General features: G+C 70.4%; 25 protein-coding genes. 12 read left to right on the top strand and 13 right to left on the bottom strand.

The genetic code is table 11. The annotated features are described in order from the left end of the window. Positions 1–141: 141 nt before the first annotated feature. Positions 142–1,938 (bottom strand): phosphomethylpyrimidine synthase ThiC, encoded by a 1,797-nt coding sequence (gene thiC, locus C1708_RS16670; protein ID WP_106413427.1) that lies wholly within the window; start codon positions 1,936–1,938, stop codon positions 142–144. 404 nt (positions 1,939–2,342) lie between these two features. Here thiC and C1708_RS16665 point away from each other — a divergent pair, with 404 nt between their 5' ends. Next, on the top strand, positions 2,343–3,713 hold the full coding sequence (locus C1708_RS16665) for a YibE/F family protein (RefSeq protein ID WP_437077580.1): 1,371 nt from the start codon (positions 2,343–2,345) through the stop codon (positions 3,711–3,713). Positions 3,714–3,794: 81 nt separating this feature from the next. On the opposite strand, the gene C1708_RS16660 is transcribed toward C1708_RS16665, so the two are convergent. From C1708_RS16660 to C1708_RS16645, 4 genes are all read right to left on the bottom strand, one after another. Continuing rightward, positions 3,795–4,229, bottom strand: coding sequence for an SsgA family sporulation/cell division regulator (locus C1708_RS16660; protein WP_106413425.1), 435 nt, complete (start codon positions 4,227–4,229; stop codon positions 3,795–3,797). Between the two features lie 98 nt (positions 4,230–4,327). Continuing rightward, positions 4,328–5,041 carry an IclR family transcriptional regulator gene (locus C1708_RS16655; RefSeq protein ID WP_106413424.1) on the bottom strand — a complete coding sequence of 238 codons (714 nt, stop codon included), beginning with the start codon at positions 5,039–5,041 and terminating at the stop codon, positions 4,328–4,330. A 312-nt stretch (positions 5,042–5,353) separates the two neighbouring features. Continuing rightward, complete coding sequence (locus tag C1708_RS16650) at positions 5,354–5,563, bottom strand: DUF5326 family protein (protein ID WP_093549636.1); 210 nt, start codon at positions 5,561–5,563, stop codon at positions 5,354–5,356. A gap of 148 nt (positions 5,564–5,711) precedes the next feature. Beyond that, positions 5,712–6,029 (bottom strand): cupin domain-containing protein, encoded by a 318-nt coding sequence (locus C1708_RS16645; RefSeq protein WP_048457242.1) that lies wholly within the window; start codon positions 6,027–6,029, stop codon positions 5,712–5,714. A 59-nt stretch (positions 6,030–6,088) separates the two neighbouring features. Between C1708_RS16645 and C1708_RS16640 the strand changes: the two genes are divergently transcribed. From C1708_RS16640 to C1708_RS16615, 6 genes are all read left to right on the top strand, one after another. Beyond that, a complete protein-coding gene (locus C1708_RS16640; protein WP_106413423.1) occupies positions 6,089–6,466 on the top strand; it encodes a phage holin family protein in 378 nt (125 codons plus the stop codon). A 5-nt stretch (positions 6,467–6,471) separates the two neighbouring features. After that, entirely contained in the window at positions 6,472–6,963 is a 492-nt protein-coding gene (locus C1708_RS16635) for a low molecular weight protein-tyrosine-phosphatase (protein WP_106413422.1), read from the top strand. After that, on the top strand, positions 6,960–8,123 hold the full coding sequence (locus C1708_RS16630) for a cystathionine gamma-lyase (RefSeq protein WP_106413421.1): 1,164 nt from the start codon (positions 6,960–6,962) through the stop codon (positions 8,121–8,123). The genes C1708_RS16635 and C1708_RS16630 overlap by 4 nt, the downstream gene beginning before the upstream one ends. A 201-nt stretch (positions 8,124–8,324) precedes the next feature. Then, positions 8,325–9,230 carry a LysR family transcriptional regulator gene (locus tag C1708_RS16625; protein WP_106416335.1) on the top strand — a complete coding sequence of 302 codons (906 nt, stop codon included), beginning with the start codon at positions 8,325–8,327 and terminating at the stop codon, positions 9,228–9,230. 90 nt (positions 9,231–9,320) lie between these two features. Beyond that, a complete protein-coding gene (locus tag C1708_RS16620) occupies positions 9,321–9,803 on the top strand; it encodes an NUDIX domain-containing protein (protein WP_006134039.1) in 483 nt (160 codons plus the stop codon). Between the two features lie 88 nt (positions 9,804–9,891). Next, the gene (locus tag C1708_RS16615) at positions 9,892–10,755 is read left to right on the top strand and encodes a GNAT family N-acetyltransferase (protein WP_106413420.1); all 864 of its coding nucleotides are present in this window, start codon (positions 9,892–9,894) and stop codon (positions 10,753–10,755) included. 126 nt (positions 10,756–10,881) lie between these two features. On the opposite strand, the gene C1708_RS16610 is transcribed toward C1708_RS16615, so the two are convergent. Together C1708_RS16610 and C1708_RS16605 are read right to left on the bottom strand one after the other, a co-directional pair. After that, on the bottom strand, positions 10,882–11,301 hold the full coding sequence (locus tag C1708_RS16610) for a GlcG/HbpS family heme-binding protein (protein WP_106413419.1): 420 nt from the start codon (positions 11,299–11,301) through the stop codon (positions 10,882–10,884). A 104-nt stretch (positions 11,302–11,405) separates the two neighbouring features. Further along, positions 11,406–12,614: an MFS transporter gene (locus C1708_RS16605; protein ID WP_106413418.1), complete on the bottom strand. Its 1,209-nt coding sequence runs from the start codon at positions 12,612–12,614 to the stop codon at positions 11,406–11,408. Between the two features lie 141 nt (positions 12,615–12,755). Between C1708_RS16605 and C1708_RS16600 the strand changes: the two genes are divergently transcribed. After that, the gene (locus tag C1708_RS16600) at positions 12,756–13,220 is read left to right on the top strand and encodes a MarR family winged helix-turn-helix transcriptional regulator (RefSeq protein ID WP_106413417.1); all 465 of its coding nucleotides are present in this window, start codon (positions 12,756–12,758) and stop codon (positions 13,218–13,220) included. 10 nt (positions 13,221–13,230) lie between these two features. Beyond that, positions 13,231–13,683 carry a GNAT family N-acetyltransferase gene (locus C1708_RS16595; protein WP_106416334.1) on the top strand — a complete coding sequence of 151 codons (453 nt, stop codon included), beginning with the start codon at positions 13,231–13,233 and terminating at the stop codon, positions 13,681–13,683. Positions 13,684–13,769: 86 nt separating this feature from the next. Here C1708_RS16595 and C1708_RS16590 read toward each other — a convergent pair whose 3' ends face one another. Next, positions 13,770–15,155 carry a serine hydrolase domain-containing protein gene (locus C1708_RS16590; RefSeq protein WP_106413416.1) on the bottom strand — a complete coding sequence of 462 codons (1,386 nt, stop codon included), beginning with the start codon at positions 15,153–15,155 and terminating at the stop codon, positions 13,770–13,772. A gap of 310 nt (positions 15,156–15,465) precedes the next feature. Here C1708_RS16590 and C1708_RS16585 point away from each other — a divergent pair, with 310 nt between their 5' ends. Further along, positions 15,466–16,308 (top strand): phosphotransferase, encoded by an 843-nt coding sequence (locus tag C1708_RS16585; protein ID WP_106416333.1) that lies wholly within the window; start codon positions 15,466–15,468, stop codon positions 16,306–16,308. Between the two features lie 103 nt (positions 16,309–16,411). Here the strand turns inward: C1708_RS16585 and dnaB are convergent, their stop codons facing one another. Further along, complete coding sequence (gene dnaB / locus C1708_RS16580; protein WP_106413415.1) at positions 16,412–17,890, bottom strand: replicative DNA helicase; 1,479 nt, start codon at positions 17,888–17,890, stop codon at positions 16,412–16,414. 461 nt (positions 17,891–18,351) lie between these two features. Between dnaB and C1708_RS16575 the strand changes: the two genes are divergently transcribed. After that, on the top strand, positions 18,352–19,689 hold the full coding sequence (locus C1708_RS16575) for an MATE family efflux transporter (protein ID WP_106413414.1): 1,338 nt from the start codon (positions 18,352–18,354) through the stop codon (positions 19,687–19,689). A gap of 125 nt (positions 19,690–19,814) precedes the next feature. Here the strand turns inward: C1708_RS16575 and rplI are convergent, their stop codons facing one another. The 4 genes from rplI to rpsF form a co-directional block, all read right to left on the bottom strand. Further along, the gene (rplI, locus tag C1708_RS16570; RefSeq protein WP_106413413.1) at positions 19,815–20,261 is read right to left on the bottom strand and encodes a 50S ribosomal protein L9; all 447 of its coding nucleotides are present in this window, start codon (positions 20,259–20,261) and stop codon (positions 19,815–19,817) included. Between the two features lie 18 nt (positions 20,262–20,279). Then, entirely contained in the window at positions 20,280–20,516 is a 237-nt protein-coding gene (rpsR, locus tag C1708_RS16565) for a 30S ribosomal protein S18 (RefSeq protein WP_003949403.1), read from the bottom strand. A gap of 43 nt (positions 20,517–20,559) precedes the next feature. Further along, a complete protein-coding gene (locus C1708_RS16560; protein ID WP_019525359.1) occupies positions 20,560–21,144 on the bottom strand; it encodes a single-stranded DNA-binding protein in 585 nt (194 codons plus the stop codon). A gap of 75 nt (positions 21,145–21,219) precedes the next feature. Further along, positions 21,220–21,510 (bottom strand): 30S ribosomal protein S6, encoded by a 291-nt coding sequence (rpsF, locus tag C1708_RS16555; protein ID WP_004985983.1) that lies wholly within the window; start codon positions 21,508–21,510, stop codon positions 21,220–21,222. 314 nt (positions 21,511–21,824) lie between these two features. On the opposite strand from rpsF, the gene C1708_RS16550 reads away from it, so the two are divergent. Continuing rightward, positions 21,825–22,139, top strand: a complete 315-nt coding sequence (locus tag C1708_RS16550; RefSeq protein ID WP_106413412.1) for a hypothetical protein — start codon at positions 21,825–21,827, stop codon at positions 22,137–22,139. Positions 22,140–22,207: the final 68 nt, after the last annotated feature.

Here is a 22,207-nt window from a genome sequence, read left to right as displayed (position 1 = left end):
TGCACGACCGTACGAGCGTCCACCACCAGGCACCAAACCGGTTTCTCGAGAACCTGCGCTGCTCCCTTTCCCGGAGCAGCGCAGACCCACGGGCGAGGACCGGGTGGCTCCGCTCAGCGGCGGAACCACCCCGTCACCTTCTCAGTCGGCCATCGGCAGATACACGCGGTTGCCCGCTGCCGCGAACTCGCGGGACTTCTGGGCCATGCCCTCCTCGATCTCGGCGCGGCTGCCGCCGTGCTCGCGGCGGATGTCCTGGGAGATCTTCATGGAGCAGAACTTCGGGCCGCACATGGAGCAGAAGTGGGCCGTCTTCGCCGGCTCCGCCGGGAGGGTCTCGTCGTGGAACTCACGGGCCGTGTCCGGGTCGAGGGCCAGGTTGAACTGGTCCTCCCACCGGAACTCGAAGCGCGCGTCGGAGAGCGCGTCGTCCCACTCCTGGGCGCCCGGGTGCCCCTTGGCGAGGTCGGCGGCATGAGCCGCGATCTTGTACGTGATGACGCCGGTCTTCACGTCGTCCCGGTTGGGCAGGCCCAGGTGCTCCTTGGGCGTGACATAGCAGAGCATGGCCGTGCCCCACCAGGCGATCATCGCGGCGCCGATGCCCGAGGTGATGTGGTCGTACGCGGGCGCGACGTCCGTCGTGAGCGGACCGAGCGTGTAGAACGGCGCCTCCTCGCAGATCTCCTGCTGGAGGTCGATGTTCTCCTTGATCTTGTGCATCGGGACGTGCCCCGGCCCCTCGATCATGGTCTGTACGTTGTGCCGCTTGGCGATCCGGTTGAGCTCGCCCAGCGTCCGCAGCTCCGCGAACTGCGCCTCGTCGTTGGCGTCCGCGATGGACCCGGGCCGCAGGCCGTCACCGAGCGAGTACGTGACGTCGTACGCGGCGAGGATCTCGCACAGCTCCTCGAAGTGCTCGTACAGGAACGACTCCCTGTGGTGCGCCAGGCACCACGCCGCCATGATCGAACCGCCGCGCGAGACGATGCCGGTCTTGCGGTTCGCGGTGAGCGGCACGTACGCGAGGCGGACACCCGCGTGGACCGTCATGTAGTCCACGCCCTGCTCGGCCTGCTCGATGACCGTGTCCTTGTAGATCTCCCAGGTCAGTTCCTCGGCCTTGCCATCCACCTTCTCCAGCGCCTGGTAGAGCGGCACCGTGCCGATGGGGACGGGGGAGTTGCGCAGCACCCACTCGCGGGTGGTGTGGATGTTGCGGCCGGTGGAGAGGTCCATGACCGTGTCGGCGCCCCAGCGGGTCGCCCAGGTCATCTTCTCCACCTCCTCCTCGATGGAGGACGTGACCGCCGAGTTGCCGATGTTGGCGTTGACCTTCACCAGGAACCGCTTGCCGATGATCATCGGCTCGGTCTCCGGGTGGTTGACGTTGGCGGGCAGCACCGCGCGGCCCGCCGCGATCTCCTCGCGGACGACCTCGGGGGAGACGTTCTCCCGGACCGCCACGAACTCCATCTCGGGCGTGATCTCGCCCCGGCGCGCGTACGCGAGCTGGGTGACGGCCCGGCCGTCACGGCCCCGGCGTGGCTGACGCGGCCGGCCGGGGAAGACCGCGTCGAGATTGCGCAGGCCCCCACGCGGCGAGGTGTGCTTGATCCCGTCGTCCTCGGGTCGGACGGGACGGCCCGCGTACTCCTCCGTGTCGCCGCGGGCGACGATCCAGTTCTCACGCAGCGGGGCCAGTCCCCGGCGGACGTCGGTGTCGACGAGCGGGTCGGTGTACGGGCCTGATGTGTCGTACAGAGTGACCGACTTCCCGTTGGTGAGGTGCACCTGACGGACCGGCACGCGCAGGTCGGGGCGGCTGCCCTCGACGTACGCCTTGTGCCAGCCGATGGACTTCCCGGCCTCCGTGGCCTCCGACGTCTCCGTCGGGTTCTGCGCGGAGGCAGGCGTGCGTGCGTCCTTGTTGGTCATGAGACCTACTCCCTACGCCGGCATTACCCGGTAACAGGTTCGGCGGTCGACGCAGCGGTTTCCGTCTGTCGACGCTCCGTGTGAAACATCACTCGAGGTCGGTGATGTTTCACGTGGAACATCGCTGGGACGGAGGTCAGCGCCCTCTCAGCCCGGTGCTCCGAGCTCCCGCGTGTACAAAAGGTGCCTCCACGCTAGCGGCACTTCTGGCGCGGTGACCAGAGGGCACCCTTCCTTCTTGCGATGATCGGTCGGTGACCTCGAACTCTCCGCCTCCGTACCCGCCGTCCGAGCCACCGCACGGTGCCGACGCCCAGCCCGGGCACGGTCCTGGGCAGCGGCACGAGCACGGCCCCGGGCAGGGGCGCACGGGCTCGCACGAGCACACCGGCTCCCACCGGCGCTTGAACGCCCCGACGACGCCGGGTGATCCGGTGCCGACGGGCGGGGCCCACCACGGGCACAGCCACAGTCACGGCCCGGCCACCCCCGTCTCCCGCCACCTGCGCAAGGTCATCGCCGCGGTCCTCATCCCCTTCGCCGCCGCGGTCCTCGTCGGCCTTGCCGTCCTGTGGCCGGGCGGCGCCCCCGCCCACGAGCGCACCGGCGTCGGTTTCGACCGCCAGACGCAGCAGGCCACCGTCACCGACGTGGTGGCGGTGGACTGCTCCTCCGCGAACCCCTCCGCCGGCGTCCCGACCGGTGACACCTCCACCGCCGAGGGATCCTCCGCCCAGCGACAGGCGAACGGCACCTGCAAGAAGGCGACGATCCGGGTCGACACCGGCAAGGACAAGGGCCGGACGTTCACCGAGATCGTGCAGCCGGACCAGTCCCGGCAGCTGAGCGAGGGCCAGGGCGTCGTCGTCGCCTACGAGCCCTCCGCACCGGAGGACCTGCAGTACTCGGTCGCCGACGTGAACCGCCGCTTCCCCTTGGCGCTGCTCGCCGGTGTCTTCGCTCTCGCCGTGGTGGCCGTGGGCCGGCTGCGGGGCGTCATGGCGCTGGTCGCGCTGACGGTCAGCTTCCTGGTGCTCACCTTCTTCATCCTGCCGGCGATCCTGCAGGGCTCGAACCCGCTGGTCGTGGCGGTGGTGGGAGCGAGCCTGATCATGCTGCTCGCCCTGTACCTCTGTCACGGGCTGTCGGCCCGCACCTCGGTGGCGGTGCTCGGCACCCTGGTCTCGCTGCTGCTGATCGGCATCCTGGGGTCCGTGTTCATCGGCTGGTCGGCCCTCACCGGCAATACGGACGACAACACCGGCCTGATCCACGGTCTCTATCCGGACATCGACATGAGCGGCCTGCTGCTCGCGGGCATCATCATCGGCTCACTCGGTGTCCTCGACGACGTGACCGTCACCCAGACGTCCGCGGTGTGGGAACTGCACGAGGCCAACCCGTCGATGGGACGCCGCGCGCTGTACCGCGCGGGCATCCGCATCGGCCGCGACCACATCGCGTCCGTCGTCAACACCTTGGTGCTCGCCTACGCGGGCGCCGCGCTGCCGCTGCTGCTGCTGTTCTCGGTCGCGCAGAGCGGCGTGGGGACGGTCGCCAACAGCGAGCTGGTCGCGGAGGAGATCGTGCGCACGCTGATCGGCTCGATCGGCCTGGTCGCCTCCGTGCCGGTCACCACGGCCCTGGCCGCGCTGGTCGTCTCGGCCGACCGCCCGGCGGACCGGGCCCCGGTGCCCGGGCGGACGGCGGGACACGCGCCGGAGCCCCGGCCGGCCATGGTGCGGGGCGGACGGGGCCGACGCCGCAAGCGCTGACGTCCCCCGTCGCGGGTCGAGCGCCGGGCCGGGGGCGCGCTGAAGCGTTACGCCACCGGCCCACCCGGTCGGCCCAACGCCTCAGCCGGCGCTCTGCTCCGCGAGGATGCGGTCCAGCGCGTCGTCGAGATGAGCGTCGAAGTCGGCGAGCGCCCCTTCCTGCCCCAGCGGCACCAGCTTGTCGGTGCGGTCGAGGAAGGCCACGAGCGGGGCGGCCGACGAGCGGAACAGCGCCTGGTCGCTGCCGACCTGCAGCCGGATCAGCACCTCGCCCAGGGTGTCGGGGTCGACCGGCGCGACCCGCACATCGCCCTCGCCGCAGGGCCTGCCCACGCCGTCGACCAGCAGCTCCCGGCCGAACGCCCACGTCACCGGGGCGTCTCCGGGCAAATGGAAGGTCAGCCGCACCGCGTAGGGATCACAGGTGTCATAACGCAGCTCCACCGGAATGCGGAAGGAAAGCTCCTCCGACACGAGAAAGCTCATCATGACCTCTGCCTGTACGGATTCGCGCATCGCCTACCCCGTCATTCGCCGCGGACTGGCCGGGCATGGACCCTGACACCAGAGGGAATCTTGCTGAACGTACACAGCAGATCACAAGGAGTGAGTTTTCAGATACTGATAGACAGTGCGAGCGACCCCGGCAGACGGCGCATTTCCGCCTGCAGCCGCTGGACCGCTGGGAGGAGCCGTTCGGCCTGGTGCACGGGCAGCGAGACCGCCACGGACGCCGCTGTCGCGCCGACCGTGAGAGGGATCGCGGCGCACACCGTCCCCAGCGCGTACTCCTGACGTTCGGTCACCATCTCGCTGTCCCGGGCGCGTTCGAGGCGGCGGAGCAGGCTGTGGGCGTCGCGCACCGTGTACGGAGTGACCGGCCGCACCGGATAGCGGTCGAGATGGTCGCGCCGGGCCGCCTCGTCGAGCTGCGCGAGGAGACACTGGCCCAGGGCGTGGGCGTGAGCGGTCTCGCGGAAGTCGGCCCACTCCTCGACAGCCGGGGCGGCCGGGGTGTCGGCGACGCCGACCAGACCGATCTCGCCGTCGTGGTACACCGCGTAGTAGACGGGGGCGCCCACCGCGTCCCGCCAGCGGGCGAGGGTGTCGGTCACCGTGCTGCGACGTTTCTGCCGCGCTCCGCTGCTGCTCAGCCGCTCGACGGCCTCCCCGAGGAAGAACAGTCCGCGGTCGCGCCGCAGATACCCCTCGTGCACCAGGGTGCGCAGCAGGTGGTAGGCCGTGGGAAGCGCCAGCCCGGTCTCCCGGGCCAGCTGTTTGGCCGGGGCACCGTGCTCGTGACCGGCGACGGTCTCCAGCAGGCGCATGGCGCGCTGGACCGAGCCGATGAGAGTCGCACCGGCGGGAGAGGCGGGCGGTGCCGGAGAACGGGGCTGCGGGGGGACCGCGGTCCGAGAGGCGGGGGCGGTGCCAGTCGTGGCCAAGGGTCACTCCCGTAACGCGAGGGGGCAGCCCGTGCGGGGAACACGGGTGGTGGGGTCGCCGCTCGCGGGGACCGGCCCCGCGTCGAGTTCCGGACTCTAACCGGCCGTCACCGCTCCCAGGAGGTCCTGAGCGGAAACTTCCCCCACCCGAGGGAACCGGCGCTTCCTGTTACCGTCCCGCCGGTTCCCGTCGGCTCACCAGTCGCGCGAGGAGGAACTCGCCGTGAACTTCCGCACGACGTAGATCAGTCCGCCGACCAGGGCGACGAAGACCAGCGCCTTGAAGAGCAGGCCGACGACGAAGCCGACCACGCTCGCTATCAGACCGCCGAACACCACCAGGGCGATGACCGGCACCGCGATCCACTTCACCCACCACGGCAGTCCCGTGAAGATCTCTCGCATGGCCTCGTCCTTACCTCTCCGCCCGCTGCCCGCCGGGTCGTGTCGATGACGTCCTGCACTCGATGCTAGGGCGGCCGGGGGTCCGGCGGGGGCCCTGGATCCCTTGTCCTCCCCTGACCCGTCCCCTAGGGAACCCCGAGACCGGGCCTCAGCTCTCCGGGGGAGAGAACACCACCAGGACCCGCAGGTCCTCGCTGATGTGGTGGAACTTGTGCGGTACCCCGGCCGGTACGTAGACGACGCTGCCGCGCGCCACTTCCGTGGTCTCCGTGCCGACGGTGATCGAGGCGCGGCCGCTGACCACGAAGTACACCTCGTCCTGGCCGTGCGGCTGCTGCGGGTCCTGGGCGCCGGCGTCCAGGGCGTAGAGGCCGACCGACATGTTCCGTTCCCGCAGGAACTGCAGGTACGCCCCGTCGTTCGCGGCGCGTTCCGCTTCCAGTTCGTCCAGCCGGAATGCCTTCACTGGTCCCGCCCCTGTTCTCTCACTGCCCGATCACGATGCTGTCTGCAACGATCAGACACATGAAGAATTTCCTAGTCAAGACGGTCGCCAACGCGGGAGCCCTCGCGGTCGCGGTCTGGCTCCTCGACAAGATCACCCTGACCGGGGACGACACCGGCAAGGAGATCGGCACCCTGCTCCTGGTGGCGCTGATCTTCGGCGTGGTGAACGTCCTGGTCAAGCCGGTGGTCAACCTGCTGAGCCTGCCGCTGCTCATCCTGACCCTGGGCCTGTTCACCCTGGTGGTGAACGCCCTGATGCTGCTGCTCACCTCCTGGCTCGCCGGCCAGCTCGACCTGAGCTTCCACGTGGAGGGCTTCTGGACGGCCGTCCTGGGCGGCCTGATCATCTCCGTCGTCTCCTGGGCCCTGAACGTCGTCCTGCCCGACGGGGACTGACCAGGATGACCTACCGCGTCTGCTTCGTCTGCACCGGCAACATCTGCCGTTCCCCGATGGCCGAGTTCGTCTTCCGCGCGCGCGTGGCCGAGGCCGGGCTGGAGGAGCTGGTCGAGATCGACAGCGCCGGCACCGACGGCTGGCACGAGGGCGAGGGCGCGGATCCCCGCGCCGCCGCCGTGCTGCGGGGGAACGGCTACGACGCCGAGCACACGGCCCGGCGGTTCGACCCCTCCTGGTTCGACCGTCTCGATCTGGTCGTCGCGCTGGACGCCGGTCATCTCAGGACATTGCGCCGCCTCGCCCCCACGGAGCGGGACGCGGAGAAGGTGCGGCTGCTGCGGTCGTACGACCCGGCCGCCGGTGACGACCTCGACGTGCCCGATCCCTACTACGGGGGTCCTGAGGGTTTTGACGTGTGTCTTGAGATGGTGGAGGCGGCGAGCCAAGGACTGCTCGCCGCAGTGCGCGAGCAGGTGGAAGGACGGGCGGCATGAGCGACGCGACAAGGGGCACGGGCGGACCGGGCGACGGCACCCGTGCGGTGCGGGCCGGGCTGCCCGAGCCGGTGAAGCACGAGCCGACCCTGCCCGGGCCGGTGTTCGCCGCCCACTTCCATCTGCCGGGCGACCCGACCGGCCCGTACACCTACGGCCGGGACGAGAACCCGACGTGGACCCTGCTGGAGCGGGCCATCGGCGAACTGGAGGCTCCGGGGCGGGACGGCGTCGAGACGCTGGTGTTCGCCTCCGGCATGGCCGCCATCTCCGCGGTGCTGTTCTCCCAGCTCCGCGCGGGGGACGCGGTCGTCCTCCCGGACGACGGCTACCAGGCGCTGCCACTGGCGCGCGCCCAGCTGGAGGCGTACGGCATCGAGGTGCGCACCGCGCCGACCGGCGGCGACGCCCAGCTGGAAGTGCTGGACGGCGCGAAGCTGCTGTGGATCGAGACGCCCTCCAACCCCGGTCTGGACGTGTGTGACGTGCGGCGGCTCGCCGAAGCGGCCCACGCGCGGGGGGCCCTGGTCGCCGTCGACAACACCCTGGCGACGCCGCTGGGCCAGCGCCCGCTGGAGCTCGGCGCGGACTTCGCGGTGGCCAGCGGCACCAAGCAGCTGACCGGACACGGCGACGTGCTCCTCGGGTACGTCACCGGCCGGGACGCCGGGGCGATGGCCGCCGTGCGGCGTTGGCGCAAGATCGTCGGCGCCATTCCGGGGCCCATGGAGGCGTGGCTCGCCCACCGGTCGATCGCCACGCTGCAGCTGCGCGTGGAGCGGCAGAGCGCCACCGCGCTGCGGCTCGCCGAGGCGCTGCGGGAGCGGCCGGAGGTCACGGGCCTGCGCTATCCGGGGCTGCCCGACGACCCGTCCCACAGGATCGCGTCGCTGCAGATGCGCCGCTACGGGTGCGTGGTGTCCTTCACACTGCCGTCCCGCGAGCGGGCGGACCGTTTCCTGGACGCCCTGCGGCTCGTGGACGACGCGACGAGTTTCGGCGGCGTGCGGTCCACGGCCGAGCGGCGCGGACGCTGGGGCGGGGACGCGGTGCCGGAGGGCTTCGTCCGCTTCTCCGTGGGCGCCGAGGACCCGGAGGACCTGGTCGCGGACGTGCTGCGGGCGCTGGACGCAACGGCAGACCGACCTGCGGACATCTGACGGAAGGCACCACTGCGGACGGTCCGAGCCTCCCCCCTCGTGGCTCGGACCGCCCTCGGTTCTGCGCGCGAAGAACCGCTCGACTTAGGCTAGTTGACTCACTGTCAGTGTCCAATCACTGGAGCGACAGCGGCCTATCGACATATTTATAGTTGGGCCCGTCCGGACTGCGGCGGGGTCGACGAGGGAGGGGTGCGTGCCGTGGATCTGGCCTTGCTGCGGACCTTCGTGACCGTGCACCGGGCCGGTTCCTTCACGCGCGCGGCGGCCCTGCTGGGCCTCTCACAGCCGGCCGTCACCTCGCAGATCAGAACGCTGGAGCGGCAGGTCGGGCGGCCCCTGTTCCTGCGGCAGGCGCGCGGGGTGACGCCGACGACGATCGGCGACGAACTCGCCCACAAGGCGGCGCCGCACCTGGACGCCCTGGTGGAGATAGCCGAGTCCGGGCTGGAGCAGGACTCCTCGTTACGTACCCTGCACCTCGCCGGACCTCCCGAGTTCACCGCCGAGCGGGCGCTGCCCGCGCTCACGGAGCTGACCGGCGAGGACGGCCAGGGCTTCGCGCTGCGGGCCTCCTTCGGCACCGTGGACGAGGTCCTCGAAGGACTCGCCGCCGGCCACCACGACCTGGCCATCAGCACCATCCGGCCGCGCGGTGCGCTGCTCTCGGCCACCGCGCTCTGCGACGAGGAGCACGTCCTGGTCGCCGCGCCCGACTGGGCCGAGCGGATCGGCACCGGGACGCTCCGCCGGGCCGGGCCGACCGCCCTCGAGCGGGTTCCGGTCGTGGAGGTGCACGAGTCGCTCCCCTTCGTCGCCCGTTACTGGGCCTCCGTGTTCGACTCCCGTCCGGTCTGTCCGGGCACGGTGATCGTCCCGGACCTGCGGGCCGTGCTGGCGTGCGCCACGGCCGGGGCGGGTCTCGCGGTGCTGCCGCGCTATCTGTGCGCGGGCGCGCTGACGCGCGGCGAGGTCGTGACCCTGCACGAACCCGCGGTGCCTCCGCTGCGCACCTACTTCCTGGCCGTCCGCACGGGCACGCTGGCGATGCCGCACATCGCACGGGCCCACGAGTGGCTGGAGCGGGCGGCCGCCGACTGGTGCTGACACAGTCGTCGCCGCCCCGGCGTCCGGCAGCCCCGGAGCAAGGGCGTCCGGCGATGTTTCACGTGGAACCAGCCGGGCCACATTTCTCCCATGACCGTCCGACCCGTGGTCAAGCGCACCGCCCGAGCCGTTCTCCTCGACGGCGATCATCTGATCCTGATCAAGCGCACCAAACCCGGCGTGGACCCCTACTGGGTCACTCCCGGCGGCGGGGTCGAGCCGGAGGACCCTACCGTCGTCCACGCCCTGCACCGCGAGGTGTACGAGGAGCTCGGGGCCAAGATCACCGACGTGGTGCCGTGCTTCGTGGACACCGTGGAGCACATCGGCGAGGACGAGGGCTCCACCGGCGTGAAGGTGCAGCACTTCTTCGTCTGCCGCCTGGAGTCCATGGACCCGTCCCTGCGGCACGGCCCGGAGGTCGAGGAACCCGCCGGCGAGTACGAGATCGTGCGGGTGCCCTTCACCCGGGTCGGCATCGCCTCCGTCCACCTCGTACCGCTCTCCCTGCGGCACTACCTGGACGGCAACATCGAAGGCGTTCGCGCGCTCCACGCCTCCGACCTGGGCTGATCCCGGCCTGGACGAGATGGCCGGAAGCACGCACGCATCCGCGGAAACAGGTGGACGCCGAAGGCCCCGGTCGGACAGCCTGACCTGCGTGCCGACACCTTCTCTCGACTCCCTGCCCATCCGTCGTCTGACGCTCCGCGACCTCACCGCCTGCGCCGACCTGTCCGAGGACCGGGGGTGGCCCCGGGAGGAGCACAAGTGGGGACTCCTGCTCGCGGCCGGGCGCGGCCACGGCGTCGACTCCCCCGACGGCGGTCTGGCGGCCGCCTGCGTCGTCACCGAGTACGGACCGCGCGAGCAGCCCTCCCTGGCGGCCATCGGCATGGTGCTCGTCGCCGAGCGCCATTCCCGGCAGGGCCTCGGACGCCGGCTGATGCACCATGTCGTCGAGGAGGCGGGACCCACTCCCCTCACCTTGCACGCCACGCCCCTCGGCCGGCCCCTCTACGAGGAGCTCGGTTTCAAGGTCACCGGTCAGGCCGAGATGGTGCGCGGCCACTTCGTCCCGTCCGGCCGGCCGGACGTCCTGACCCGCACGGCCACCGCCGACGACCTTCCGGCGATCCTGCGGCTCGACGAGGAGGTGTTCGGCACGGACCGGACGCACATCGTCACCCGCCTGCCCGCCTTCGCGGACCAGTTGCGGGTGGCCGAAGAGGACGGACGGATCATCGGCTACGCCGCCGCCTGGCCCAACATGAACACCCATGTCGTGGGCCCGCTGATCGCCCGGGACACCACGACCGCCCAGGCACTCATCGCCTCGCTGGCCGCCCACACCAACCGCCCCCTGCGCACCGACATCGACGTACGGCACCGCGAGCTGCTCGACTGGGTGAAGGAGCGCGGCCTCGCGCCAGTCGCGTTCAACGCCGTCATGACGCACGGGATCACGGAACTGCCGGGGGACTGGAGCCGGCGGTTCGCCCCGGTGACGGTGGCGGCCGCCTGACGGTACGCAGACGGTGACGCCGGTCCCGCATGCCTGCGGGACCGGCGTCGCCGTGCGATGCGCCGTACGGGCGTTGCCACGCCTTGTACGGCTGTGCCGTACGTCGTGCGGGGTTGGCGTCCGTCGTCAGGCGAGGGACTCCACAGCGGCGGTGGCGAAGCCGTGGTCCTGCTCCGGGGCGCCGCCGCCGACGCCCACGGCGCCGATCAGCCGGCCGTCACGCCGTACGGGCACGCCGCCGGCGATGAAGAGCAGCGGCCGGTCGAGGGCGGTGGGCAGGGTGTGGAAGAGCCCGCCGGGCTGCACGGCGTCCACCAGGTCGGCGGTGGGCGTGTTCAGCTGCAGCGCGGTGTAGGCCTTGCGCGTGCTGGTCTCACCGGAGATCAGCACAGCTCGGTCGTCCCGGCGGAATGCGAGCAGGTGCCCGCCCGCGTCGAGGACGGTCACGCTGACGGTGACACCGGCCTTCTCGGCGGCCTCGACCGCGGCGGTGACGAGGGCTTCGGCGTCCGTGGTGGTCAGCGGGGCGACGGCAGTGGTGGTCATGAGGTGGTTCTCCTTGCGGTTCGTGCGGTGTCCGTCGTGACGGACGGAAGGGGGGACGGTGGGTGCGGGGACGGCCCTGGCCCCACGCCCGGCGGCGTCGCGGGTCAGCGCGTGGCGACGGTCGGCCGCTCCGCGGGGGCCGTGCCGGCGGCCGGTGTGCCGGCCGCGCGCTCGCGGCGCTCGAGGCCGGCCGAGAGGACGGCGAGCGCCAGGGCAGCCGCGGCGAGGACGGCGCCGACCCAGTTGGGGGCGGTGTAGCCGAGCCCGGCGGCGATCACCAGGCCGCCCAGCCAGGCGGACAGCGCGTTGCCCAGGTTGAAGGCGCCGATGTTGAGCGCCGAGGCCAGGGTGGGAGCGCCGTGCGCGTGGTCCAGGACCCGCTTCTGCAGTGGGGGGACGGTGGCGAAGCCGAGTGCGCCGACGAGGGCGATGGTGACGGCCGCGGCGATCTTGTTGTGGGCGGTCAGGGTGAACAGCGCCAGGACGGCGGCGAGGGCCCCGAGGGACACGTACAGCATCGGCATCAGGGCGCGGTCGGCGTACTTGCCGCCGACGAGGTTGCCGCCGACCATGCCGAGGCCGAACAGCACCAGCAGCCAGGTGACGGAGCCGTCGGCGAAGCCCGCGACGTGCGTCATCATCGGTGCGATGTAGGTGATCGCCGCGAAGACGCCGCCGAAGCCGAGCACGGTCATCGCCATGGCGAGCAGGACCTGCATGTTCTTCAGGGCGGCCAGTTCGTGGCGCAGCCGCACGCCCTCGGGCTTGGGCATGTCGGGCACCAGCTTGGCGACGCCCAGCAGGCCGACCACGCCGAGCGCGGCGACGATGCCGAAGGTGACGCGCCATCCGAGGGACTGGCCGACCAGGGTGCCCAGCGGCACGCCGACGACGTTGGCGACGGTGAGACCGGTGAACATCAGAGAGATGGCGCCGGCCCGCTTGTCGGGGGCGACCAGGTCGGCGGCGACGACGGAGCCGATGCCGAAGAAGGCGCCGTGGGCCAGGGACGCGACCACCCGTCCGGTCAGCATGAGGCCGAAGGTGGGGGCCAGCGCCGAGAGCAGGTTCCCGACGACGAAGAGGCCCATCAGCAGCATCAGCATGCGCTTCCGGGAGATCTTGGTGCCGAGCACGGTCATCAGGGGGGCGCCGAACATGACACCCAGGGCGTAGCCGGTCACCAGGTAACCGGCGGTGGGGATGGAGACACCGAAGTCGCCCGCGACCTCGGGCAGCAAGCCCATGATCACGAATTCGGTGGTGCCTATCCCGAAGGCCCCGATCGCGAGGGCCAGAAGCGCGAGAGGCATGAGGGAACAGACCTTCCGGAGATTGCGGGAGCGCTTAACGAGACTCGACAATAGTTGCAGACGCGGGATATCTGCAAGCGCGGGATATTTCACCTGTGCTCTACCCTGGTGTCAGACGCTGCTGGACGGAGGAATCGCCCCATGACAGCCACGGATCCCGCACTCACCGCCCTCGCCCAGGGCTGGTGCGCTCTCTCGCTGCTGCACGGGAGGATCGAGACCCACATCGAGCGCGCCCTGCAGGCCCGGCACGATCTGAGCGTGCGGGAGTACTCCCTGCTCGACGTGTTGAGCCGGCAGCACGCCGGCGAGGGCGGCCATCTGCAGATGAAGCAGGTCGCCGACGCGGTCGTGCTCAGCCAGAGCGCCACCACCCGGCTGGTCACCCGGCTCGAGGACCGCGGTCTTCTGGAGCGCTACCTCTGTCCCACCGACCGGCGCGGCATCTACACCGACGTCACCGAGGCTGGCCTCAAGCTGCTGGAAGAGGCCCGGCCCACCAACGACACCGCGCTGCGCGAGGCGCTCGACGAGGCGGCGAAGAACCCCGACCTCGCCCCGCTGGTCCACGTCGTGGAGACGCTGAAGGCGCCCGTGCCCGCATAGGGTGCGCGGCATGGGAGACCTTCAGATACGGCCCGCGACCACCGACGACGTCCTGGCGATCGTCGCCATGCTGGCGGACGACCCGCTGGGTGCGCGACGCGAGTCACCTGACGACCTCGCACCCTACTTGACCGCGATGGACCGGCTGCGTGCCGACCCGAACCAGCACCTTGTCGTCGCCGTCCGGGGAGGGCGGGTCGTCGGGACGCTCCAGCTCACCATCATTCCCGGACTGTCCCGGCGAGGCGCCACGCGGTCGATCATCGAGGGCGTGCGCGTCCATGCGGACGAACGCGGCAGCGGTCTGGGCAGCCGGATGATGGAGTGGGCGATCGACACCTCTCGCCGCGAGGGCTGCCGGCTGGTCCAGCTGACCTCGGACAACACCCGCACCGACGCCCACCGCTTCTACGAGCGGCTCGGCTTCACGGCCTCGCATGTGGGCTTCAAGCTGGCTCTGTGAGAAAAGCGGCCGTGTTTCACGTGAAACACGGCCGCTTGCGTGTGTCCGGTAAGCCACCGGACCCGGCCGGGTCCACGGGCCGCCGACTACGGGATGCCCCGCCACCCCTCCGTGTCCACGCCGCCGGGCACCGGGGCGCCCTCCTCGTACGGCTGCCGGGTGAACACGAACGAGCCGAGGTCGAGATGGCTGACCGAGCCGTCCGGACGCCGCACGGGCTTCAGCACCTCCCCGGCGTAGTAGCCCTCGAGCCCCACCCAGCCGCCGGCGCCGTCCGGACGGAAGCGTGAGCGCCGCCCCTTCCCGGAGAGCGGCTCCAGCGCGAGCAGCCCGTCGGCCGACAGCCGCAGCCCGAAGGCGTACGTCCCCCAGTACCACTGCCCCACCAGGTCGAGCACGGCGGGATCGGCCTTTCGCAGCGGTCGCCAGGGCACGGGGATACGGGGTTCCGCCTCCGCGACGATCCGGACCAGGTCCGCGGCGACCGTGAACGGCGCCGGCCCGGACGTGCAGTTGGCGAGGACCACCGCGCTGACGTCGTCCGCGAGGTCCATCGTCAGACAGGCCAGGAACCCCGGAAGCGAGCCGGTGTGGCCGACGAGCGCCCTGCCGTGCTGATGGCGCAGCTCCAGGCCCAGGCCGTACGCGTAACCGTCGGCCACGTCCGCCGCCTCGGCCGGCGCCGCCGGCGTCCGCATCTCCCGCACCGACTCGGCGCTCAGTACCCGCTCGTCCCCCGCGGCCAGGAAGGCCGCGAAGCGGGCCAGGTCACCGGTGGTGGACCACAGCTGCCCGGCGGGGGCCATCACGCCCAGGTGCTCCAGCGGTTCGGGCTGCATCACGTCGGCCCACGGATGCACGGCCCAGCCGCCCGCGTGCGGCGCCACGGGCTCCACGGTCGTGCGGCGCAGCCCCAGAGGGTCGAGCACCTCCCGCCGCAGGACGTCCGCCCACGGCGCCCCGCGGAGCTTCTCGACCAGCGCGCCGAGGAGCGCGTACCCGGGGTTCGAGTAGTGGAAGCGCCGCCCCACCGGGTGAACCAGGGGACGCTCGCCGAGGACGTCGGCGAGTACGGGGCGCAGGGAGCCGGGGGTCCGCTCCCACCAAGGGCCGGGCGTCTCGGCGGCCAGTCCGGCGCGGTGCGCGAGCAGGTCGACGACGGTCACCTCGCCCACGCCGGTGCCCGGCAGGTGCTTCTCCAGCGGGTCGGCGAGGTCGAGCAGACCCTCGTCCCGCAACCGCAGCACCAGAACGGCGGTGAAGGTCTTGGTGATCGAGCCGATCCGGTACTGGACGTCGTCGTCCGGGACCTCCCCCTCCACCGAGGTCCGGGCCCCGCTCCACACGGTCCTTCCGCCCCGCACCACGGTCGCGACGAGCGACGGCGTCCGCCCTTCGCTCTGCGCGACGGCGATCCGGTGCAGCAGCGCGCGCCGCGTACTGGGCAGCAGTTCTTCCTGGGGTGACGTCATGCCACCAGTTCAGCAGGTACGTCAGATCCACGTGACGGCGACCGGTCCCGTCAGAACACCACCCTGCCGAGAACGGCGGGGGACGTCCTGACCGGGGCCTGTACGCGAACCGCGTCTGTGACGACCGTTGCCGGCCACCGGTCACAAGGTCGGCCGAATGAATCCCCCGGCCTGTGCGGGTCCTGCTTTGCGATGCTTATCGCCGGGCCTGGGTCCGGGGTCCGGGGTCCGGCCGGTGCTCATGAAGACCTCGGGGACGTCGCTGTTGTCCCCGGGCGCGCAGGCGTACTCAACGATGAGGGAGAACGGTATGGAGCCGTCAGAACTCCGCCGAGCAATGGCGGCAGGACGGGCGACCGCTTCGGCTCTGGGACTTCAGGCCGACGACGCCGTCGTCGTCCACAACTCGGACCGGGTCGCGCTGCGCCTGCTCCCTTGTGATGTTCTCGCCCGGGTCGCGCCTTCGGGGCATCTGGCTGATTCCGAGTTCGAAGTGGAGGTCGCCCACCGTCTCGCCGACGTCGGCGCCCCGGCGGCCGAGCTCGATCCTCGGATCCAGCCCCGCATCCATGTGCGTGACGCCTTCGCCGTCTCGCTCTGGACCTACTACGAACCTGTGGGGTCAGAGATCGCGCCGGCCGACTACGCAGACGTGCTGATGCGGCACCATGCCGCCCTGCGCCAGATCGATCTGGACGCACCGCATTTCACCGACCGAGTCACCGCGGCGCTGAAAGAGGTGAACGACCCGGAACGATCCCCCGAGCTACCTGACTCCGACCGGGAGCTCCTCAGCACCACACTCGAGGGCCTGAGCGCCACGATCAGCTGCGACAGAACCGGCGACCAGCTGCTGCACGGCGAGCCGCATCCGGGCAATCTCCTCAACACGAGGCGAGGACCGCTTCTCGTGGACCTCGCCACGTGCTGCCGTGGGCCGATCGAGTTCGACCTCGCCCATGCTCCTGAGGAAGTGGGGGAGCACTATGCGGGGGCTGACCACGGCCTGGTTCAACGGTGCCGCGCCCTGAACTGGGCGATGTTCTCGGCCTGGCGCTGGCGCCGAGCCGACCAGATGCCTGACCGGGGCCACTGGAGGGTGGAGGGGCTCCACCGGGTCCGTGCCGCACTCGATCGCTGCGCACTGGGTTGAGCTGGAGGAAAAAGGGCTTCCGTCCTGTGTCCTTCACCCCACGCAGTGGCCATCGCTGAGTGGGAAGCGGCCACGGGATCCGGAAACCCGTGCCGGCCGTCGCTCAGGTCTGCGCCATGTCGACGAAGCGGGAGTAGTGGCCCTGGAAGGCGACCGTGATGGTCGCCGTCGGGCCGTTTCGGTGCTTGGCGACGATCAGGTCGGCCTCGCCGGCGCGCGGGGACTCCTTCTCGTAGGCGTCCTCGCGGTGCAGCAGGATGACCATGTCGGCGTCCTGCTCGATGGAGCCCGACTCGCGCAGGTCGGAGACCATCGGCTTCTTGTCCGTGCGCTGCTCGGGACCTCGGTTCAGCTGCGACAGCGCGATGACCGGGATCTCCAGTTCCTTGGCGAGCAGTTTGAGGTTACGGGACATGTCCGAGACCTCCTGCTGCCGGCTCTCGGCCCGCTTGGAACCGCCCGACTGCATGAGCTGGAGGTAGTCGATGACCACCAGCTTGAGGTCGTTGCGCTGCTTGAGCCGCCGGCACTTGGCGCGGATCTCCATCATCGACAGGTTGGGCGAGTCGTCGATGTAGAGGGGCGCGGCCGAGACGTCCGGCATCCGGCGGGCCAGGCGGGTCCAGTCCTCGTCGGTCATCGTGCCGGACCGCATGTGGTGCAGGGCGACGCGGGCCTCCGCGGACAGCAGACGCATCGCGATCTCGTTGCGGCCCATCTCGAGCGAGAAGATGACGCTGGGCAGGTTGTTCTTGATGGAGGCGGCCCGCGCGAAGTCCAGCGCGAGCGTCGACTTGCCCATCGCGGGACGCGCGGCGATGACGATCATCTGACCGGGGTGCAGCCCGTTGGTGAGCGAGTCGAAGTCGGTGAACCCGGTGGGGACGCCCGTCATCTCGCCGCTGCGTGACCCGATCGCCTCGATCTCGTCGAGGGCGCCCTCCATGATGTCGCCGAGCGGCAGGTAGTCCTCACTGGTGCGCTGCTCGGTGACGGCGTAGATCTCCGCCTGGGCGCGGTTGACGATCTCGTCGACGTCGTCGTCGGCCGCATATCCCATCTGCGTGATGCGCGTGCCCGCCTCGACCAGGCGGCGCAGCACCGCCCGCTCGTGCACGATTTCCGCGTAGTACGCCGCGTTGGCCGCTGTCGGCACCGTCTGCACGAGGGTGTGCAGGTACGACGCCCCGCCGACCTTGTTGATCTCGCCGCGCTTGGTCAGCTCGGCGGCGATGGTGATCGGGTCGGCCGGCTCGCCCTTGGCGTAGACGTCGAGGATCGCGGTGTAGATGGTCTCGTGGGCCGGTTTGTAGAAGTCGTGGCCCTTGAGGATCTCGACGACGTCGGCGATGGCGTCCTTGGACAGCAGCATGCCGCCCAGCACGGACTGCTCGGCCTCCAGGTCCTGGGGCGGGACCCGCTCGAAGGCGGAGCCCGGGCCGTCCCACACTCCCCGGTCCGGGCCGCGGTCGTGCTGCTCGTCGCGGCCCCTGCCGTGATCACCCGTGCGGCGGGAGGCGGGCAGACGATCACTGGGACCGCTGTCGGCCCAGGGGTCGTCCAAGGGCTCGGAAATGCTCACCGAGCCACCTCCTCCCGTCCGCCGGAGCGGATCTCGCCGTGCGTCTCAGTTCTACGGCACGGCACTGACAGATAAGGGGGGCCGACTCCGCTTGTCGGACGCCGGTTTTGTGACGTTTCCGGATCCGGTGGACGGAGCAGGCGCCGGACCACCGTAGGCCCGTCGGCACCGTCAGCCAATCTGGTTATCCACAGGTCGTGTGGACGACTGGCCCAGAGCTGTGGAGAACTCCGCGAAACCTGTGCACGAGCCGGTGGACAGCGCTGTGAACAAGCCCTCGAGCACCCTGTGAAGAACACTCTGACCTGCTTCTTTGCCATCCACCGGCTGTGCAGAAGAAAAACTTCCCCACACGGATCAAGATCGGTTCAACAGGTGTACACAACCCCACACCCTGAGCCACGAAGTAAGGGTCATAATCAGTTGGCATCTCTTACCTGTGGATGATTAGATTGGTGCACATGACACAGGCCCCCGCGCGCCCCAAGGCCGCTCGCCGTCGGCACGACCGAGAGATCGTCCTGCTGGCCGTCCCGGCCTTCGGCGCCCTCGTCGCCGAGCCTCTTTTCGTCATGGCGGACAGCGCCATCGTCGGCCATCTCGGCACGGCACAGCTCGCCGGACTCGGCGTCGCGTCGGCCCTCCTGGTGACCGCGGTGAGCGTCTTCGTCTTCCTCGCCTACGCCACCACGGCGGCCGTCGCCCGGCGGGTGGGCGCCGGTGACCTTCCCGCCGCGATCCGTCAGGGCATCGACGGCATCTGGCTGGCCCTGCTGCTCGGCGCCGCCGTCATGGCTGCCGTCCTCCCCACGGCACCGGCGCTCGTGAACCTCTTCGGGGCCTCCGAGACCGCCGCCCCGTACGCCACCACCTATCTGCGGATCTCGGCGCTCGGCATCCCGGCCATGCTGATCGTGCTCGCGGCCACCGGTGTGCTCCGTGGACTGCAGGACACCCGGACCCCGCTGTACGTGGCGGTCGCCGGCTTCGTCGCCAACGGCATTCTCAACGTCGTCCTGGTCTACGGCGCCGGCCTCGGCATCGCCGGGTCCGCCTGGGGCACGGTCATCGCGCAGTGCGGCATGGCCGTGGTCTATCTGGGCGTGGTGCTGCGGGGCGCACGTCGGCACGGAGCCTCCCTGCGGCCGGACGTCGCCGGGATCCGGGCCTCGGCCCAGGCGGGCGCTCCCCTTCTGGTGAGGACGCTCTCGCTGCGGGCGATCCTGATGATCACGACGGCGGTGGCCGCCCGTCTGGGAGACTCCGACATCGCGGCCCACCAGATCATCCTCTCCCTGTGGAGCCTGCTCGCCTTCGCCCTCGACGCCATCGCCATCGCGGGGCAGGCCATCATCGGGCGTTATCTGGGAGCCGGTGATGCCCAAGGTGCGCGGGACGTGTGCCGCCGCATGGTCGAGTGGGGTGTGGCCGTCGGTGTCCTTCTGGGCATGCTCGTCGTCCTGGCCCGCCCGGTGTTCCTGTCACTCTTCACCGGCGACGCCGCCGTGAAGGACGCGGCGCTGCCCGCCCTGGTGATCGTGGCCTTGTCCCAGCCGATCTGCGGCATCGTCTTCGTCCTGGACGGCGTCCTGATGGGCGCGGGCGACGGGCCGTACCTGGCCTGGGCGATGCTGGTCACCCTCGCGGTGTTCACCCCGGCCGCCCTGCTGGTGCCCGTTCTCGGAGGTGGCCTCACCGCGCTGTGGGCCACGATGACACTGATGATGACCGTGCGGATGCTGACCCTGTGGCTGCGTTCACGCTCGGGCCGCTGGGTCGTCACGGGCGCCGCACGCTGAGCGTTTCACGTGGAACACCGCTCTCAGGACGGTTCACATGAACCGTGAAACACCGCACCCATGCGACGGGGGCCGCACCCTGACGGATGCGGCCCCCGTGCTCACTGCTTCAGCGAGCGCTGCCCTCAGGCGGCGACGACCTCGATGTTGACCGTGGCGGCAACCTCGGGGTGCAGACGCACCGACGTCTCGTGGGCGCCCAGCGTCTTGATCGGCGAACCGAGCTCGATGCGGCGCTTGTCGACCTCGGGACCACCGGCGGCCTTGATCGCCGAAGCGATGTCGGCCGGGGTGACGGAACCGAAGAGACGGCCGGCGTCGCCGGAGCGGACGGCCAGGCGGACCTTGACGCCCTCGAGCTGGGCCTTCACCTGGTTGGCCTGCTCGATGGTGTGGATCTCGTGGATCTTGCGAGCACGACGGATCTGCTCGACGTCCTTCTCGCCACCCTTGGTCCAGCGGATCGCGAGCTTCCGCGGAACCAGGTAGTTGCGAGCGTAGCCGTCCTTGACGTCGACGACGTCGCCCGCGGCGCCGAGGCCGGAGACCTCGTGGGTGAGGATGATCTTCATGAGTGGGTCACCCTTCCCTTATCGCGCGGTGGAGGTGTAGGGCAGCAGCGCCATCTCACGGCTGTTCTTCACGGCCGTGGCGACGTCACGCTGGTGCTGCGTGCAGTTGCCGGTCACGCGGCGGGCACGGATCTTGCCGCGGTCGGAAATGAACTTCCGCAGCATGTTCGTGTCCTTGTAGTCCACGTACGTGACCTTGTCCTTGCAGAACGCGCAGACCTTCTTCTTAGGCTTGCGCACAGGCGGCTTCGCCATGGTGTTTCTCCTGTGTGATCAAGAAGTGTGGGTACGGCCCGCCCTAGAAGGGGGGCTCGTCCGAGTAGCCGCCGCCGCTGCCGCCGGAGCCACCGCCCCAGCCGCCGCCACCGCCCTGCTGACCACCGGCGGGAGCACCGGTCGCCCACGGGTCGTCCGCGGGAGCGCCGCCGCCCTGCTGGCCGCCGCCGGGGCCGCCGCCCCAGCCGCCGCCGCCCTGGCCGCCGCCGCCACCGCCGCCGTAGCCGCCCTGGCCACCGCGGCCGGTGGTCTTGGTGACCTTGGCCGTGGCGTTGCGCAGGCTGGCGCCGACTTCCTCGACGTCCAGCTCGTAGACCGTGCGCTTGACGCCCTCACGGTCCTCGTAGGACCGCTGCTTCAGCCGGCCCTGCACGATGACGCGCATGCCTCGCTGGAGCGACTCGGCGACGTTCTCCGCCGCCTGACGCCAGACGGAGCAGGTCAGGAACAGGCTCTCGCCGTCCTTCCACTCGTTCGTCTGACGGTCGAAGGTGCGGGGGGTCGACGCGACACGGAACTTCGCGACGGCCGCACCGGACGGGGTGAAGCGCAGCTCGGGGTCGTCGACAAGATTGCCGACGACCGTGATGACGGTCTCGCCTGCCATGGGGGAACCTCTCGGCGGGTTTGCTGCTGGCTGCTTGCTGCTACTCGGATCCCGGGATCAACCGAGCGGAGACGCTCAGTGGGTCTCGGGACGGAGGACCTTGGTCCGGAGGACCGACTCGTTCAGGTTCATCTGGCGGTCGAGCTCCTTGACGACCGCAGGCTCGGCCTGCAGGTCGATGACCGAGTAGATGCCCTCGGGCTTCTTCTTGATCTCGTACGAGAGACGACGACGGCCCCAGGTGTCGACCTTCTCGACCTTTCCGCCGCCGTCACGGACGACAGAGAGGAAGTTCTCGATCAGCGGGGAGACAGCGCGCTCCTCGAGATCGGGGTCGAGGATGACCATCACCTCGTAGTGACGCATGTGGAACCCACCTCCTTTGGACTCAGCGGCCACGGTCGTTCCGTGGCAGGAGGGTCGTGATGCGTTGCGCAACGATGTCTGTCAGTAGAACAGCCGCCACTGACAATCGAGCCGGGCGGCGGTCCGCCGGGCCGGACGGAGGGGCCATGACCCGCTCCTGCTCCCGCCTGGCTCTGTCCGGACAGACACCGGTGCAGACGCTACAGAGTACCCGCACAGCGGCTTCCGGTTGAAATCTGGCCGTGAAGCCCGTCAATCTGGACACATCGGGTGTGTACGGCGCTACGATGCGCCGCCCTTCGCAGGAGGTGCCCATGGCACAGGCAATGCGACCCAACACCGCCGGCGGACTCTTCGCCACCGACGGCAAGCCCCACCCGCTCCAGTACACCCTGCTCGCGGTGACCCTGGTGCTGGGGCTCACGTCCTTCATCTCGGCGCAGTTCCACGACCTGCACCTGCTCAGCTCCTGGACCGGCCTGGTGGGCCTCCTCACCGGGGCGTACGGCCAGTGGATCTCCGTCACGACGCGTGAGCGCTTCGGGCTGATCCTGGGCCTCGGCCTCGCGGGGATCGGGTTCTTCCTGGGCATGGCGCGCGGCGGTCTCTTCGGCGGAGTCATCGCCTGACGTCCGCACCCCCAACCGCACATCGTCGAGGGCCCCGGCCGACGGCCGGCCGGGGCCGAGGTCCCGTG

This window comes from Streptomyces sp. DH-12 (assembly GCF_002899455.1).
In the GTDB taxonomy this organism is placed as follows: Bacteria; Actinomycetota; Actinomycetes; order Streptomycetales; family Streptomycetaceae; genus Streptomyces.
Note: the sequence above shows the minus strand (reverse complement) of the source record. Positions and strands in the feature narration are given on the sequence as shown.

Coding starts and splice junctions, on each gene's coding strand:
- C1708_RS16630 (WP_106413421.1), top strand. CDS start 6,960: ATGAGCGACGCGACAAGGGGCACGGGCGGACCGGGCGACGGCACCCGT.
- C1708_RS16655 (WP_106413424.1), bottom strand. CDS start 5,041: ATGCGCCTGCTGGAGACCGTCGCCGGTCACGAGCACGGTGCCCCGGCC.
- C1708_RS16640 (WP_106413423.1), top strand. CDS start 6,089: ATGAAGAATTTCCTAGTCAAGACGGTCGCCAACGCGGGAGCCCTCGCG.
- C1708_RS16610 (WP_106413419.1), bottom strand. CDS start 11,301: ATGACCACCACTGCCGTCGCCCCGCTGACCACCACGGACGCCGAAGCC.
- rplI (WP_106413413.1), bottom strand. CDS start 20,261: ATGAAGATCATCCTCACCCACGAGGTCTCCGGCCTCGGCGCCGCGGGC.
- rpsR (WP_003949403.1), bottom strand. CDS start 20,516: ATGGCGAAGCCGCCTGTGCGCAAGCCTAAGAAGAAGGTCTGCGCGTTC.
- C1708_RS16600 (WP_106413417.1), top strand. CDS start 12,756: ATGACAGCCACGGATCCCGCACTCACCGCCCTCGCCCAGGGCTGGTGC.
- C1708_RS16575 (WP_106413414.1), top strand. CDS start 18,352: ATGACACAGGCCCCCGCGCGCCCCAAGGCCGCTCGCCGTCGGCACGAC.
- C1708_RS16590 (WP_106413416.1), bottom strand. CDS start 15,155: ATGACGTCACCCCAGGAAGAACTGCTGCCCAGTACGCGGCGCGCGCTG.
- C1708_RS16585 (WP_106416333.1), top strand. CDS start 15,466: ATGGAGCCGTCAGAACTCCGCCGAGCAATGGCGGCAGGACGGGCGACC.
- rpsF (WP_004985983.1), bottom strand. CDS start 21,510: ATGCGTCACTACGAGGTGATGGTCATCCTCGACCCCGATCTCGAGGAG.
- C1708_RS16660 (WP_106413425.1), bottom strand. CDS start 4,229: ATGCGCGAATCCGTACAGGCAGAGGTCATGATGAGCTTTCTCGTGTCG.
- C1708_RS16550 (WP_106413412.1), top strand. CDS start 21,825: ATGGCACAGGCAATGCGACCCAACACCGCCGGCGGACTCTTCGCCACC.
- C1708_RS16595 (WP_106416334.1), top strand. CDS start 13,231: ATGGGAGACCTTCAGATACGGCCCGCGACCACCGACGACGTCCTGGCG.
- C1708_RS16620 (WP_006134039.1), top strand. CDS start 9,321: ATGACCGTCCGACCCGTGGTCAAGCGCACCGCCCGAGCCGTTCTCCTC.
- C1708_RS16560 (WP_019525359.1), bottom strand. CDS start 21,144: ATGGCAGGCGAGACCGTCATCACGGTCGTCGGCAATCTTGTCGACGAC.
- C1708_RS16635 (WP_106413422.1), top strand. CDS start 6,472: ATGACCTACCGCGTCTGCTTCGTCTGCACCGGCAACATCTGCCGTTCC.
- thiC (WP_106413427.1), bottom strand. CDS start 1,938: ATGACCAACAAGGACGCACGCACGCCTGCCTCCGCGCAGAACCCGACG.
- C1708_RS16650 (WP_093549636.1), bottom strand. CDS start 5,563: ATGCGAGAGATCTTCACGGGACTGCCGTGGTGGGTGAAGTGGATCGCG.
- C1708_RS16605 (WP_106413418.1), bottom strand. CDS start 12,614: ATGCCTCTCGCGCTTCTGGCCCTCGCGATCGGGGCCTTCGGGATAGGC.